Consider the following 12659-nt stretch of genomic DNA (forward strand, 5'->3'; position numbering starts at 1 on the left):
ACGTGTCAGCTCGCAGCCGTCGGCTTGGCCACCGAGCACAGGCGGATCGAGTCGGCGAGGATCTCAATGGCCTTGGGCCGCGGGAAACTGGCGCGCCAGGCAATGGCCACGGTACGGAACGGCACGGGTGGCGTGAGCGGGCGCACTTCGATCACGCCGGGGGCGTAGTGATGGCTGTCCACTGCCGACAGCGGCAGGATCGAAATGCCCAGGCCGGAGGCGACCATGTGGCGAATCGTCTCCAGGGAGCTGGACTCCACGGTGGTGTGCTTGGCGCCGTCGTTGCCCTTGGTCAGGGTCGGGCAGGCTTCGAGCACCTGGTCGCGGAAGCAGTGGCCTTCGCCGAGCAGCAACAGGCTCTTGTCGTTGAGCAGGCCGGCGTCGATCGTGTCTTTCTGCGTCCACGGATGCGAGGCCGGCATCAGCACATAGAACGGCTCGTCATAGAGCGGCAGGGTCAGCACGTCTGCTTCGGTGAACGGCAGGGCAATGATGATCGCGTCCAGCTCACCGTTGCGCAGCTTGTCGCGCAGCACATGAGTGAAGTTTTCTTCGATGTACAACGGCATCTGCGGTGCAACGCGGTGCAGTTGCGGAATCAGGTGCGGGAACAGGTAGGGACCAACGGTATAAATGGCGCCAACCTTCAGAGGCGCGGTCAGCTGGTTCTTGCCGGCCTGGGCCAACTCGCGAATGCTCTGCGCCTGCTCCAGGACTTTCTGGGCCTGGGCCACAATGCCTTCACCCACCGGGGTGAGGCGCACGGCGCTTTTGCTGCGCTCGAAGATCAGCACACCGAGTTCGTCTTCAAGCTTTTTCACGCCCACCGACAGGGTCGGTTGGCTGACATGGCAACGCTCGGCCGCATGGCCGAAGTGCTGCTCTTGGGCGAGGGTCACGATGTAGCGTAATTCTGTAAGAGTCATAGCGGGCGTCCATGAGGTACAGCCCAAGCATACCGGCTGCAATCGATAGACGCACGTTATCAGAACTTTGGTGGGGATTGAGTGGGGATTTTGCTGAAGGTGGTGAGAGTTGCCCCTCACCACGCTCAGCGTTACCGGCGGCGCTTTTCGATGTTGTAGACGAAGGGCGCAACGATTTCGATGCTGCCACCTTTCAACATGTCGGCCGGCGGCTTGGGCAGTGGCTGGGCACGACGGATCATGTCCAGGGTCGCACGGTCCAGGTCGGCGTTGCCGGAGCGGCCTACCAACTCATAGGACAGCACATTGCCCTCTCCATCGACCACGAAGCGCAAGCGGTTCAGGCCTTCCTTGCCGCTGCGCTGGGCGCTTGGCGGGTACTTCTTGTACTTCTGCAAATGCGCCAGCAGGGCACCTTCCCAGGATGCTTTGGCGGCGACCTGTTGGGGGGACGGGCCAGGCACCGGCTGGGCCGACTTTTCTGCAGGCGCGTTGGTCGGTGGTGTTTCACTCGGCGGCTCTTCGGAAGGTTTCTCCTTGGGCGGCTCGGGCTTCTTCTCTACCGGTTTGGGCGGCGCAGGCTTGGGCTTGGGTTTGACCGGCTTGGGCACCTGGATCGTTGGCTTGGGCGCCTCGGCCAGTTTCGGCAGGGGCAGCTCTTCCACCGGGGCGGGCGGTTGCGGCGGCGTGATGACCTTGGGCGGCGCCGGCGGTGGTGGTGCCGGCATTGGCGCCAGGTCGATGACCATGGCCGCCGGCGGCAGCTGCACCGGATGCGGCGCGGACCATTGGAGCGCGATGAGGATCGCGACGGCATGCACGCCCAGCACGACGGCAAGGCTGGTGCCATAACGCGTCAGTTTGTGGCGCGTCGTGATCATTTCTTGGCTGCCGTCTCAAGTCCGACCAGGCCCACCTTGAGGTAGCCGGCTGCCCGCAGGGCATCCATCACGCTCATCAGGTCGCCGTAGTCCACGCCCTTGTCGGCCTGGAAGAAGATCGTCGTGTCTTTCTTGCCTTGGGTCTTGGCGTCGAGCACCGGGCCCAGGGTTTCAGCCTTGACTTCTTCTTCACCCAGGAACAGGCGTTGGTCCGCCTTGACGCTGAGGAAGATCGGTTTCTCCGGCCGCGGCGCGGGCTTGGCGCTGGACGCGGGCAGGTCGACCTTGATGTCTACAGTCGCCAGTGGAGCCGCCACCATGAAGATGATCAGCAGCACCAGCATCACGTCGATAAACGGCGTGACATTGATCTCGTGGTTCTCGACGAGCTCGTCGTCGCCTTGATTCAAATGCAGGCCCATGGCCGATTACCCCACTTTCACCATGTGCGGTTGCGAGCTGCGCTCGGTAGGCAGGTGATCGAGGTCACGGCTGACCAGCAACAGGACTTCTGCCGACGCATCCGACACCTGCGCCTTGTAGCCGGCAATCGAACGGGCGAACACGTTGTAGATCACCACCGCAGGAATCGCCGCAACCAGGCCCAGGGCGGTAGCCAGCAAGGCTTCTGCGATACCGGGGGCAACGACGGCGAGGTTGGTGGTCTGGGTTTTGGCGATACCGATGAAGCTGTTCATGATGCCCCATACGGTGCCGAACAGGCCGACGAATGGCGCGGTAGAGCCGATGGTCGCGAGTACACCGGTGCCGCTGCTCATGTTGCGACCGCAGGCGGCCACCAGGCGCTCCAGGCGGAAGCTGACGCGTTCCTTGATGCCTTCTTTTTCACGCGTGTTGGCCGACAGGCGCATTTCTTCCAGTGCGTCGTGCACCAGCAGGTTGGCCAGGGTGCCCTTCTTGGTCGCGGTGTCGCTCGCTTCCTTGAGGGTGGTGGCCTTTTTCAGGTGGGCGATTTCACTGCGCAGACGACGCTTGGCGCCCAGCAGTTCAAAGCCTTTGGCGATCCAGATGGTCCAGGTAATGATCGAGGCGATGGCCAGGCCGATCATCACGGCTTTTACCACCACGTCAGCGTTCTGGTACATGCCCCACGGCGACAGGTCATGGGCCATGCCCAGGGTGTTGTCTTCTTCCAGCACAACGCCGGGTTCGGCGGCAGGCGCTGGAGTGGCGGCCTGGGATGGGTCAGTGGCAACCGGTGCGGCGGCAGGAGCCGCCGGGGCTGCAGCGCTGTGCTCGGCAGTGGCCGGAGTGGCTGGGGCAGTGGCGTCAGCGAATGCGGCGGTCGGCGCCAGCAGTACGCTGAACAGCATCGCAGCCACCGCACGCCAGGCGCGGGAGGGACTGTGAAGCAGGGTTGGCGAAGCGGGGTTGATATTACGTGTCATGCTGGCCGGACCTGAGAGAAGAAAATGGGTGATCGCCCTTCCAGACCCTTTGGGCCGAGGACAAATGGGCGGACATTATTGCAAGTAATTCTTGTTAACTAAAGTAATACAGTTACTTTATTTGTCCTTTTGCTGGCCGCTGGTCATCTTCGGCGGCTAATCTGCGCCTTTAAGAACGGAGTTTTGAAATGTCTGCGCCTTCTGTTGTGATTGCCGGTTGCGGTGATGTGGGTAGTCGGTTGGCTAGCCAATTGCTGGCCTCGGAATGGGAGGTACACGGCTTGCGTCGCGATATTTCGCGTCTGCCCGACGGCGTAATCGGCATTGCCGGTGACCTGTTCAACAAGGACTGCCCTGACACCTGGCCGATCGGCGGGGTGGATTACCTGGTGTATTGCGCTGCCGCAACGGACCACGATGAAGCCGGCTACCGCGCCGCTTATGTGCAAGGCTTGCAGCATGTGCTGGAGTGGCTGCAGGACTACGGCCAGGCGCCGAAGCACCTGCTGTTTGTGTCCAGCAGCAGCGTGTATGGACAGCAGAATGGTGAGTGGGTCGATGAAACCTCCGACACTCAGGCCAAAGGTTACTCCGGCCAAGTGATGCTGGAGGCTGAGCAAGTCGCCCTCAACAGCGGTATTCCCGCGACCGTCGTGCGCTTGACCGGTATTTACGGCCCGGGCCGTGAGTGGCTGTTGACCCAGGTTCGCCAAGGTTATCGCGTGGCGATCGAGCCACCTTTGTATGGCAACCGGATCCATGCGGATGATGCGGCAGGCCTGCTGGCGTTTTTGTTGCGCCATGTGGAGCAGGGTGGTTCGCTGGACAAGATCTATATCGGTGTCGACGATGCGCCTGCGCCGCTGGCTGAAGTGGTGGCTTGGCTACGCGAGTATCTGGGGGTGACCGAATGGGCCGAAGACGCCAGTGTGCGGCGTGCCGGCAGCAAGCAATGCAGTAATGCTCGAGCTAAAGCACTGGGTTGGCGCCCGGCCTATCCGAGTTACCGCGAAGGGTATGCGGCGATTCTTGAGGGTAAGTGCTGAATAAAACAGCTAATTTGTAGTGAGCGGGCTTGCCCCGCGCTGGGTGGCGCAGCCGCCCCATCAGGGACGCTGTGGTGTTTCAGAAAAACCGAGGTGCCTAGGTTTGGGGCGGCTGCGCCGCCCAGCGCGGGGCAAGCCCGCTCACTACAGAGCTGCGTGCGTCATTGCTTTTCCAGTAGCCATTGACGCGGCCCCGGCGTAAACGAAGGTACTTCGTCCGCCTGAGCAGTGTTCACCGCCTGGAATATTTCCAGTTGCTTGCCCTTGCGGGCGAAGATCCACGGGTTACCCTTGCCGTTCAGTTGCAGCCAGATGCTGTCGTAGCCGCCGCTCATGGAGGCGCAGTCGCCGGCCAGGCACAGCGAGTAGTGATCGACCCCAGGCAGGCCGGCGACCTTGCCGTTGGCCTGGAACTGCACCGTGGAGCCGTCACCGTTGCCGTCGGTGATCTTCCAGTCGCCGCCCATGTAAGCTGCATACAGTGCCCGCTCGAAGTTGGCACCCAGCGGTGCGCCTTCCGGGGCCGGGTCTTTGGCGCGGGCGAACAACTGTTCAGGCTCGTTGTCGTTGGCCACTTGCAGCAGTTGTTTGCCTTTGCGCTTGAGTTCGGTGGCTGCGCTGCCGTAGAAGTCGACGCTCCAGGCACCTGGTTTCTCGCCGATCAACTTGCCTTCGGCGACTTCAAAACCGTTGTAGTAGCGCGCCTGCAGCGCTTTGGTATTGACCTCCCATTCGAGGTTCGGCCCATTGCTCTGCAGTGCTTCACGCAAAGGGCCGCCCTTGGCTGCTGCGTCGATGGCGGCCTGGTTGATCCAGGTGCCACTCACATCCAGGTCTGCAGGGTTGCTGGCGCAGCCGCCCAGCAGCAGGGCGAGCAACGAAGAGGCTACAAGCGCTTTGCGCATACGAAATCCTTTTAAAACAAAGTCGGCGCGGCCTGTGGAGGCTGCGCCGGGTGTTTTTACTCGATGACCAGAATCGCGTCCATCTCAACCTGCGCGCCCTTTGGCAGAGCGGCCACGCCAATCGCGGCGCGGGCTGGGTAGGGTTGTTCGAAGTACTTGCCCATGATCTCGTTGACCTTGGCGAAGTGGCTCAGGTCAGTCAGGAAGATGTTCAGTTTGACGATGTCCTTGAACGAACCACCAGCAGCTTCGGCGACGGACTTGAGGTTTTCGAAGACCTGTACGGTCTGTGCTTCGAAGCCTTCAACCAGTTCCATGGTCTTTGGGTCCAGCGGGATCTGGCCGGACATGTAGACGGTATTGCCTGCCTTGATCGCCTGGGAATAAGTACCGATGGCGGCCGGGGCCTTGTCGCTGTTGATAACAGTCTTGGTCATTTGTGACTCCTTGTAAGAGAAGATGACTTATTTGATGCGCTAAGCACGCATGCGGGTGATGCGGATCACCCCGGTCAGGGCGCGCAGTTTCTTGATCACGCGGGCCAGGTGCACGCGGTCGTGGACGCTGACCACCAACTGGACCACGCTGATGCGGCCGTCGCGTTCATCCATGCTGATTTTTTCGATATTGCCATCGGCTGCGTTGACGCTGCTGGCCAACAGGGCGATCAAGCCGCGCTGGTGTTCCAACTCCACTCGCAACTCGACGTTGAATTCGCCGGTGACATCCTTGGCCCACGAGAGCTGGATGCATTTTTCCGGGTTGTGGCGGATTTCGCTGATGTTTCGGCAGTTGTCCAGGTGCACCACCATGCCTTTGCCGGCGGACAGATGGCCGACAATCGGGTCGCCCGGGATCGGCGTGCAGCACTTGGCGTAGCTGAGCACCAGGCCCTCGGTACCGCGAATCGCCAGCGGGCCTTCGGGGCTTGGCAACTGCTCGCCTTCGCCCAACAAGCGACGGGCGACCACGTAGGCCATGCGGTTTCCCAGGCCGATATCTTCCAGCAGGTCTTCGATGTTTTGCTGGTGGTACTCGTTGAGTATCGCCTGCACACGCTCGTGCGGGATCTTGTCGAGGGCGCTGTCGAAACCGTTGAGCACCTTGTTCAGCAGGCGTTCGCCCAGGCTGATGGACTCGGAACGGCGTTGCAGTTTCAGGGCGTGGCGGATGTGCGTGCGTGCCTTGCCGGTGACGACGAAATTGAGCCACGCCGGGTTCGGGCGTGCGCCCGGGGCGCTGACGATCTCGACCGTGGAACCGCTTTGCAGGGGCTCGGACAGCGGCGCGAGGCGACGGTTGATCCGGCAGGCAATGCAGCTGTTACCCACGTCGGTATGCACGGCGTAGGCAAAGTCGACCGCCGTGGAGCCTTTGGGCAACTCCATGATGCGGCCTTTGGGCGTGAAGACGTAGACCTCGTCCGGGAACAGGTCGATCTTCACGCTTTCGATGAATTCCAGGGAGTTACCGGCACGTTGCTGCATTTCCAGCACGCCTTTTACCCATTGGCGGGCGCGGGCATGGGTGCCTTTGGGTTGCTCGTCGCCGCTGGACTTGTAGAGCCAGTGGGCAGCGATGCCATTGTTGGCCATTTCTTCCATTTCCCGAGTGCGGATCTGGATCTCGATCGGCACCCCGTGCATACCGAACAACGTGGTATGCAGCGATTGATAGCCGTTGGCCTTGGGAATGGCGATGTAGTCCTTGAAGCGACCCGGCAGCGGCTTGTACAAATTATGTACGGCGCCCAGCACGCGGTAGCAGGTGTCGACCTTGTCGACGATGATCCGGAACGCATAAACGTCCATGATCTCGTTGAAGGCCCGACGCTTGCCGCGCATCTTTTTATAGATGCCGTAGATGTGTTTCTGCCGGCCGCTGACTTCGCCTTCGATCTCGTCGATCGCCAGGCAATGGCTCAGGGACTCTTCGATCTTGTTGACGATTTCCTTGCGATTGCCACGGGCGCGCTTGACGGCCTGGTAGATGCGCGCCGAGCGCATCGGATGCATCGCTTTGAAGCCGAGGTCTTCGAATTCGATACGAATGGCATGCATGCCCAGCCGGTTGGCGATGGGCGCATAGATTTCCAGGGTTTCCTTGGCAATGCGCCGACGCTTTTCGCCGGACAGCACTTCCAGTGTGCGCATGTTGTGCAGCCGGTCGGCCAGCTTGACCAGGATCACCCGGATATCGCGGGCCATGGCCATGGCCATCTTCTGGAAGTTTTCCGCCTGGGCTTCGGCCTTGGTCTCGAAGTTCATCTGGGTCAGTTTGCTGACCCCGTCGACCAGTTCGGCCACGGTTTCGCCAAATTGCGCGCTCAGCGCTTCCTTGGCGATGCCGGTGTCTTCGATCACGTCATGCAGCATCGCGGCCATCAGGCTTTGATGGTCCATGTGCATGTCGGCAAGAATATTTGCCACCGCAAGAGGATGGGTGACATACGCCTCGCCACTGCGGCGGCGTTGGCCGTCGTGGGCTTGTTCGGCGTAGAAATACGCTCGGCGGACCAGGTTGACCTGGTCTGGGCCGAGGTAGGCCGATAAGCGATCGGCGAGGGCGTCTATGCTCGGCAAAGTGCGAACTCCTGCCGTTGGCTGTGACCCTGCGCCGTGCTACGTCGACCAGGCATAGGCTTAGACGGCCTCGTTGGACTCGTCCTCGAACGCTGCAAACAGCGGTTCGTCCTGAACGATTTCCTGCTCGGCGATGAACTCGTAGCTCATCAGGCCTTCAGCGATTTCACGCAGGGCTACAACGGTAGGCTTGTCGTTTTCCCACTGGACCAGAGGCTCTTTGCCACCGGTGGCCAATTGACGGGCACGCTTGGTAGAGAGCATGACCAGCTCAAAGCGGTTATCCACGTGTTCTAGGCAGTCTTCAACGGTTACGCGGGCCATGGTATTCCTCGGAGCGAATGCAAGATGCGCGCTGCCCGGTTGGGCGAGCGGACTAAACAGTTTAAAAAATCACCAGCGTTTAGGGAAGCGCTGATTTTCCGCAGGCCCTCGCAAAACCGCTACAGGCACCAATGTAAAGCCCTTGCGGCGGTTTTGGGAAGAGCCAATCAACCAAGCAGTTCGGCGAGCAATTTGCCGAAACGCTGCTGTTGGCGCTTTTGCTGCAGCTGATTGGTGCGGAAAATGGCCTTCAGATCATCCAGTGCGTGGGCAAAGTCGTCATTGATGATCAGGTAATCGTAATCGACGTAGTGGCTCATTTCACTGACGGCTTCGCGCATGCGACCTTCGATGATCTCGTTGCTGTCCTGGCCGCGATTGGTCAGACGCTGGTGCAAGGCTTCCAGGGACGGCGGCAGGATAAAGATCGAGCGCGCCTGGGGCATCAGCTTGCGTACCTGTTCGGCGCCCTGCCAGTCGATTTCCAGGATCAGGTCGTGGCCTTCGTCCAGGGTCTGCTGCAAGTGGCTCTGCGAGGTGCCGTAGAGGTTGCCGAAGACTTCGGCACGCTCCAGGAAGTCGCCGTGCTCGATCATCTTGACGAACTCGGTGCGCTCGACGAAATGGTAGTGCTCGCCGTTGACCTCGCCCGGGCGCATGGCGCGGGTGGTGTGGGAAACCGAGATGCGGATGTGCTCGTCAGCGTCGGTCAGGGCCTTGACCAAGCTGCTCTTGCCCGCGCCCGAAGGGGCGGAAATGATGTAAAGGGTGCCGGTGCTGTGGGTCATGGAAGTTGCCTTACTCAATATTCTGTACTTGTTCGCGCATCTGCTCGATCAACACTTTGAGGTTGACCGCCGCTTGTGTGCTGCGTGGGTCAAACGCCTTGGAACCCAGTGTATTGGCTTCGCGGTTGAGTTCCTGCATCAGGAAGTCCAGGCGCCGACCGGCGGCACCGGCGGACTTGAGTACGCGGCGCACTTCGAGGATATGGGTGCTGAGGCGGTCGAGTTCTTCCGCAACGTCGCTCTTCTGGGCCAGCAGGACCATTTCCTGCTCCAGGCGTGTCGGGTCCAGGTCAGCCTTCATGTCGGCAAAGCGATCGAGGACCTTCTGGCGCTGGGTGGCGAGCATTTGCGGCACCAGTTCGCGCAGGATGACCACGTCTTCTTCGATTGACGTCAGGCGTTCGTTGATCAGGCGGGCCAGTTCGGCGCCTTCGCGCTCGCGGCCGGCCTTGAGCTCCTTCAAGCCCTGATTGAACAGGGCCAGGGCTTCGGCGTTGAGCGCTTGCGGGTCGGTAGCGTCGGCCACCAGTACGCCGGGCCAGGCCAGCACTTCCAGTGGGTTAAGCGCGGCGGGCTGTTGGATCAGGCCGGCGATGGTTTCTGCCGCAGCGACCAGTTGCGCGGCGCGGTCGCGATCGACCTGCAAGGGCTTGCCGGTGGTTTCTTCGGTAAAGCGCAGGGTGCATTCCAGCTTGCCGCGCGAGATACCTTGGCGCAGCGCTTCACGCACGGCGCCTTCGAGGTCACGGAAAGACTCCGGCAGGCGCAGGTGCGGCTCCAGGTAGCGGCTGTTGACCGAGCGCAGTTCCCAGCTCAGGGTGCCTTGGGCGCCGGCTTTTTCGACGCGGGCGAAGGCGGTCATGCTGTGCACCATGGAGGTACCTCGCGTTGCAGCCCAGCAAATACGGGCTGATGGTTAGGAAGGCGCAGGATTGTAGCGTAGTGGGGCGGGCACGCCCAAACCCGAGCATTCGTAACCGAATTTTTTAGCAGTGCCCCGAATCGGCTCGCGGCTCTATAATGCTCGGCAGTTTTTCGTCCTCAGTACAGGTGTCTCCCTATGAAACGTCCAAGTGGTCGCGTTGCCGATCAGCTCCGCTCGATCCGCATCACCCGCAACTACACCAAACACGCCGAGGGATCTGTACTGGTCGAGTTTGGCGATACCAAAGTCATCTGTACGGTCAGCGTCGAAAATGGCGTACCACGCTTCCTCAAGGGCCAGGGCCAGGGCTGGTTGACCGCCGAATACGGCATGTTGCCGCGTGCGACCGGCGAGCGGAACCAGCGTGAAGCCAGCCGTGGCAAGCAAGGTGGCCGTACCCTGGAAATCCAACGCCTGATTGGTCGTTCCCTGCGCGCCGCGCTGGATATGTCCAAGCTGGGAGACGTGACCCTGTATGTCGACTGCGACGTGATCCAGGCTGACGGCGGCACCCGCACGGCGTCTATCACCGGCGCCATGGTGGCCCTGGTCGACGCGTTGAAAGTGATCAAGAAACGTGGCGGCCTGAAGGGCGGTGACCCGCTCAAGCAAATGATCGCCGCCGTCTCGGTGGGCATGTACCAGGGCGAGCCTGTGCTGGACCTGGACTATCTGGAAGACTCGGCTGCCGAGACCGACCTGAACGTGGTGATGACCAGCACCGGTGGTTTCATCGAAGTGCAGGGCACCGCTGAGGGCGCACCGTTCCAGCCGGCTGAGCTGAATGCCATGCTGGCCTTGGCCCAGAAGGGCATGACCGAAATCTTCGCACTGCAGACCGCCGCACTGGCTGACTGAACCCGCCTCAAGGAGAAGCGCCATGAATGACAACAGCCAAATGCCTGTCCCTACGCCTTCCTACGAAGTGCGCCAGGGCGCGATGTTGTGCCATCTCGCGGCGTTCCTGGGGTTTGTGTTCCCCTTCGGCAGCGTCGTGGGGCCGCTGATCCTGTGGCAGATGAAGAAGGAAGTGGACCCGTTCATTGATGACCAGGGCAAGGAAGCCTTGAATTTCCAGATCACCGTGGCCATTGCCTGGATCGCTTGCATCGTGCTGGCCTTTGCGGTGATTGGCTTTTTCCTGATGTTCGCCCTGGCGATCGCCACGGTGGTGCTGACCATCATTGGCAGTATCAAGGCCAACAAGGGGATCGCCTACCGCTATCCCTTGACCTGGCGTGTGATCAAGTAACGCGCACCCAGCTGACCGGCAGGCACAAAAAAACCGACAGCGATGTCGGTTTTTTTGTGCCTGGAAAAAGACCTCAGATGGTCAGTGTCCAGTCGTAATCCACGATCAGCGGCGCGTGCTGCGAGAAGCGTGGCTGGCGTGGCAGGCGTGCGCTGCGTACAAACCGGCGCAGACCAGGGGTCAGCAACTGGTAGTCGAAACGCCAGCCCAGGTTGAGCATCTCAGCCTGTTCGTTATCCGGCCACCAGCTGTACTGGTCGCCTTCACGGCTGACTTCGCGCAGGGCATCGACATAACCCATGTTGCCGACAATCTCGTCCATCCAGGCCCGTTCCGGCGCCAGGAAACCCGGGGATTGCTGGCTGTCGCGCCAGTTCTTGATATCCAGCTTCTGTTGCGCCACGTACAGCGAGCCACAATAAATGTACTCGCGACGTTTGCGCCGCTGTTTATCCAGATAACGGGCGAAATCGTCCATTAGCTTGAACTTCTGGTTCAAGTCTTCATCGCCGTTCTGCCCCGAAGGGAGCAGCAAGGTCGCGATGCTGACCTTGTCGAAATCGGCTTGCAGGTAGCGCCCGTAGCGGTCGGCTGTCTCGAAGCCGAGGCCGCTGATGACCGCCTTGGGTTGCAACCGCGAGTACAAAGCCACGCCACCTTGGGTGGGCACTTCGGCATCGCAGGCATAAAGGAAGTAGCCATCCAGTTGGAAGGCTGGGTCGTCCAGTTCAAAGGCGGAGGCGCGGGTGTCCTGCAGGCAGATGACGTCGGCATTCTGTGCTTGCAGCCAACTGAGCAAACCACGCTCGACTGCAGCCTGAATACCATTAACGTTCACACTGATGATCCGCATAAATGGCCCCAAAAATCGCGTGCGTGTATGATACACGCCGTCTACCTAATTAGCTAAATCCGTGGTATCTGAGGCTTTTTTCATGCAGGCGTATCAACGCGATTTCATTCGTTTTGCCATCGATCGCGGCGTTTTGCGCTTCGGTGAGTTCACTCTCAAGTCCGGGCGCACCAGCCCGTACTTCTTCAATGCGGGCTTGTTCAACTCGGGTTCGGCCCTGGCCCAGCTGGGTCGTTTCTACGCGGCGGCCATCGTTGAAAGCGGTATTTCGTTCGACGTGTTGTTCGGTCCAGCCTACAAGGGTATCCCCCTGGCGGCGGCTACTGCTGTGGCCCTGGCTGAACATCATGGCCAGGACCTGCCATGGTGCTTCAACCGCAAAGAGGCCAAGGCCCACGGCGAAGGCGGTAGCCTGGTCGGGGCACCGCTCAAGGGCGAAGTGCTGATCATCGACGACGTGATCACCGCCGGTACTGCGATCCGCGAAGTGATGCAGATCATTGCATCCCAGGAAGGCGCCAAGGCTGCCGGCGTACTGATCGCGCTGAACCGTCAGGAGCGTGGCAATGGTGAATTGTCGGCGATTCAGGAAGTCGAGCGCGATTTCGGCATTCCCGTAGTGAGCATCGTATCGCTGAACCAGGTGTTGCAGTTCCTGGAAGATGATCCGCAGCTCAAGCAGCACCTGCCGGCGGTGAAGGCGTACCGCGAGCAGTTCGGCGTCCAGTAAGCGCCGCACAACAAAAAGCCCCACCTCCTGCAGGAGGT

General features: G+C 60.8%; 15 protein-coding genes. 4 read left to right on the forward strand and 11 right to left on the reverse strand.

Annotated features, from left to right (window positions below):
* Positions 1-5: 5 nt before the first annotated feature.
* The 4 genes from DK870_RS10365 to exbB form a co-directional block, all read right to left on the reverse strand.
* Positions 6-926 (reverse strand): hydrogen peroxide-inducible genes activator, encoded by a 921-nt coding sequence (locus DK870_RS10365; protein ID WP_090367959.1) that lies wholly within the window; start codon positions 924-926, stop codon positions 6-8.
* Between the two features lie 131 nt (positions 927-1057).
* Positions 1058-1807: an energy transducer TonB gene (locus tag DK870_RS10370; protein WP_060756678.1), complete on the reverse strand. Its 750-nt coding sequence runs from the start codon at positions 1805-1807 to the stop codon at positions 1058-1060.
* Positions 1804-2229, reverse strand: a complete 426-nt coding sequence (gene exbD, locus DK870_RS10375) for a TonB system transport protein ExbD (protein ID WP_003195519.1) — start codon at positions 2227-2229, stop codon at positions 1804-1806. The genes DK870_RS10370 and exbD overlap by 4 nt, the downstream gene beginning before the upstream one ends.
* Before the next feature lie 6 nt (positions 2230-2235).
* Positions 2236-3216 carry a tonB-system energizer ExbB gene (gene exbB, locus DK870_RS10380; protein WP_060756680.1) on the reverse strand — a complete coding sequence of 327 codons (981 nt, stop codon included), beginning with the start codon at positions 3214-3216 and terminating at the stop codon, positions 2236-2238.
* 188 nt (positions 3217-3404) lie between these two features.
* Between exbB and DK870_RS10385 the strand changes: the two genes are divergently transcribed.
* Positions 3405-4262: an SDR family oxidoreductase gene (locus DK870_RS10385; protein WP_161548603.1), complete on the forward strand. Its 858-nt coding sequence runs from the start codon at positions 3405-3407 to the stop codon at positions 4260-4262.
* Positions 4263-4423: 161 nt separating this feature from the next.
* Here DK870_RS10385 and DK870_RS10390 read toward each other — a convergent pair whose 3' ends face one another.
* The 6 genes from DK870_RS10390 to DK870_RS10415 form a co-directional block, all read right to left on the reverse strand.
* The gene (locus DK870_RS10390) at positions 4424-5167 is read right to left on the reverse strand and encodes a hypothetical protein (protein ID WP_060753674.1); all 744 of its coding nucleotides are present in this window, start codon (positions 5165-5167) and stop codon (positions 4424-4426) included.
* A gap of 56 nt (positions 5168-5223) precedes the next feature.
* Positions 5224-5604, reverse strand: coding sequence for a RidA family protein (locus DK870_RS10395; protein WP_060753673.1), 381 nt, complete (start codon positions 5602-5604; stop codon positions 5224-5226).
* Between the two features lie 39 nt (positions 5605-5643).
* Positions 5644-7749, reverse strand: a complete 2106-nt coding sequence (gene spoT, locus DK870_RS10400) for a bifunctional GTP diphosphokinase/guanosine-3',5'-bis pyrophosphate 3'-pyrophosphohydrolase (RefSeq protein ID WP_060753672.1) — start codon at positions 7747-7749, stop codon at positions 5644-5646.
* Positions 7750-7809: 60 nt separating this feature from the next.
* Positions 7810-8073 (reverse strand): DNA-directed RNA polymerase subunit omega, encoded by a 264-nt coding sequence (gene rpoZ, locus DK870_RS10405; RefSeq protein ID WP_060753671.1) that lies wholly within the window; start codon positions 8071-8073, stop codon positions 7810-7812.
* A gap of 167 nt (positions 8074-8240) precedes the next feature.
* Positions 8241-8861: a guanylate kinase gene (gene gmk, locus DK870_RS10410; RefSeq protein WP_060753670.1), complete on the reverse strand. Its 621-nt coding sequence runs from the start codon at positions 8859-8861 to the stop codon at positions 8241-8243.
* 10 nt (positions 8862-8871) lie between these two features.
* A complete protein-coding gene (locus tag DK870_RS10415; protein ID WP_090367966.1) occupies positions 8872-9735 on the reverse strand; it encodes a YicC/YloC family endoribonuclease in 864 nt (287 codons plus the stop codon).
* A gap of 186 nt (positions 9736-9921) precedes the next feature.
* Between DK870_RS10415 and rph the strand changes: the two genes are divergently transcribed.
* Complete coding sequence (rph, locus tag DK870_RS10420; RefSeq protein WP_161548604.1) at positions 9922-10644, forward strand: ribonuclease PH; 723 nt, start codon at positions 9922-9924, stop codon at positions 10642-10644.
* Between the two features lie 22 nt (positions 10645-10666).
* Positions 10667-11038, forward strand: coding sequence for a DUF4870 domain-containing protein (locus DK870_RS10425; RefSeq protein WP_060753667.1), 372 nt, complete (start codon positions 10667-10669; stop codon positions 11036-11038).
* A gap of 73 nt (positions 11039-11111) precedes the next feature.
* Here DK870_RS10425 and DK870_RS10430 read toward each other — a convergent pair whose 3' ends face one another.
* Positions 11112-11891, reverse strand: coding sequence for an exodeoxyribonuclease III (locus tag DK870_RS10430; RefSeq protein ID WP_003195493.1), 780 nt, complete (start codon positions 11889-11891; stop codon positions 11112-11114).
* An 82-nt stretch (positions 11892-11973) separates the two neighbouring features.
* Between DK870_RS10430 and pyrE the strand changes: the two genes are divergently transcribed.
* Positions 11974-12621, forward strand: a complete 648-nt coding sequence (pyrE, locus tag DK870_RS10435) for an orotate phosphoribosyltransferase (RefSeq protein WP_104995021.1) — start codon at positions 11974-11976, stop codon at positions 12619-12621.
* The last annotated feature ends 38 nt before the right edge of the window (positions 12622-12659 follow it).

It is taken from the genome of Pseudomonas sp. Q1 (assembly GCF_009935975.1).
Lineage (GTDB): Bacteria > Pseudomonadota > Gammaproteobacteria > Pseudomonadales > Pseudomonadaceae > Aquipseudomonas > Aquipseudomonas palleroniana.

Coding starts and splice junctions, on each gene's coding strand:
- DK870_RS10365 (WP_090367959.1), bottom strand. CDS start 926: ATGACTCTTACAGAATTACGCTACATCGTGACCCTCGCCCAAGAGCAG.
- DK870_RS10370 (WP_060756678.1), bottom strand. CDS start 1,807: ATGATCACGACGCGCCACAAACTGACGCGTTATGGCACCAGCCTTGCC.
- exbD (WP_003195519.1), bottom strand. CDS start 2,229: ATGGGCCTGCATTTGAATCAAGGCGACGACGAGCTCGTCGAGAACCAC.
- exbB (WP_060756680.1), bottom strand. CDS start 3,216: ATGACACGTAATATCAACCCCGCTTCGCCAACCCTGCTTCACAGTCCC.
- DK870_RS10385 (WP_161548603.1), top strand. CDS start 3,405: ATGTCTGCGCCTTCTGTTGTGATTGCCGGTTGCGGTGATGTGGGTAGT.
- DK870_RS10390 (WP_060753674.1), bottom strand. CDS start 5,167: ATGCGCAAAGCGCTTGTAGCCTCTTCGTTGCTCGCCCTGCTGCTGGGC.
- DK870_RS10395 (WP_060753673.1), bottom strand. CDS start 5,604: ATGACCAAGACTGTTATCAACAGCGACAAGGCCCCGGCCGCCATCGGT.
- rpoZ (WP_060753671.1), bottom strand. CDS start 8,073: ATGGCCCGCGTAACCGTTGAAGACTGCCTAGAACACGTGGATAACCGC.
- gmk (WP_060753670.1), bottom strand. CDS start 8,861: ATGACCCACAGCACCGGCACCCTTTACATCATTTCCGCCCCTTCGGGC.
- DK870_RS10415 (WP_090367966.1), bottom strand. CDS start 9,735: ATGGTGCACAGCATGACCGCCTTCGCCCGCGTCGAAAAAGCCGGCGCC.
- rph (WP_161548604.1), top strand. CDS start 9,922: ATGAAACGTCCAAGTGGTCGCGTTGCCGATCAGCTCCGCTCGATCCGC.
- DK870_RS10425 (WP_060753667.1), top strand. CDS start 10,667: ATGAATGACAACAGCCAAATGCCTGTCCCTACGCCTTCCTACGAAGTG.
- DK870_RS10430 (WP_003195493.1), bottom strand. CDS start 11,891: ATGCGGATCATCAGTGTGAACGTTAATGGTATTCAGGCTGCAGTCGAG.
- pyrE (WP_104995021.1), top strand. CDS start 11,974: ATGCAGGCGTATCAACGCGATTTCATTCGTTTTGCCATCGATCGCGGC.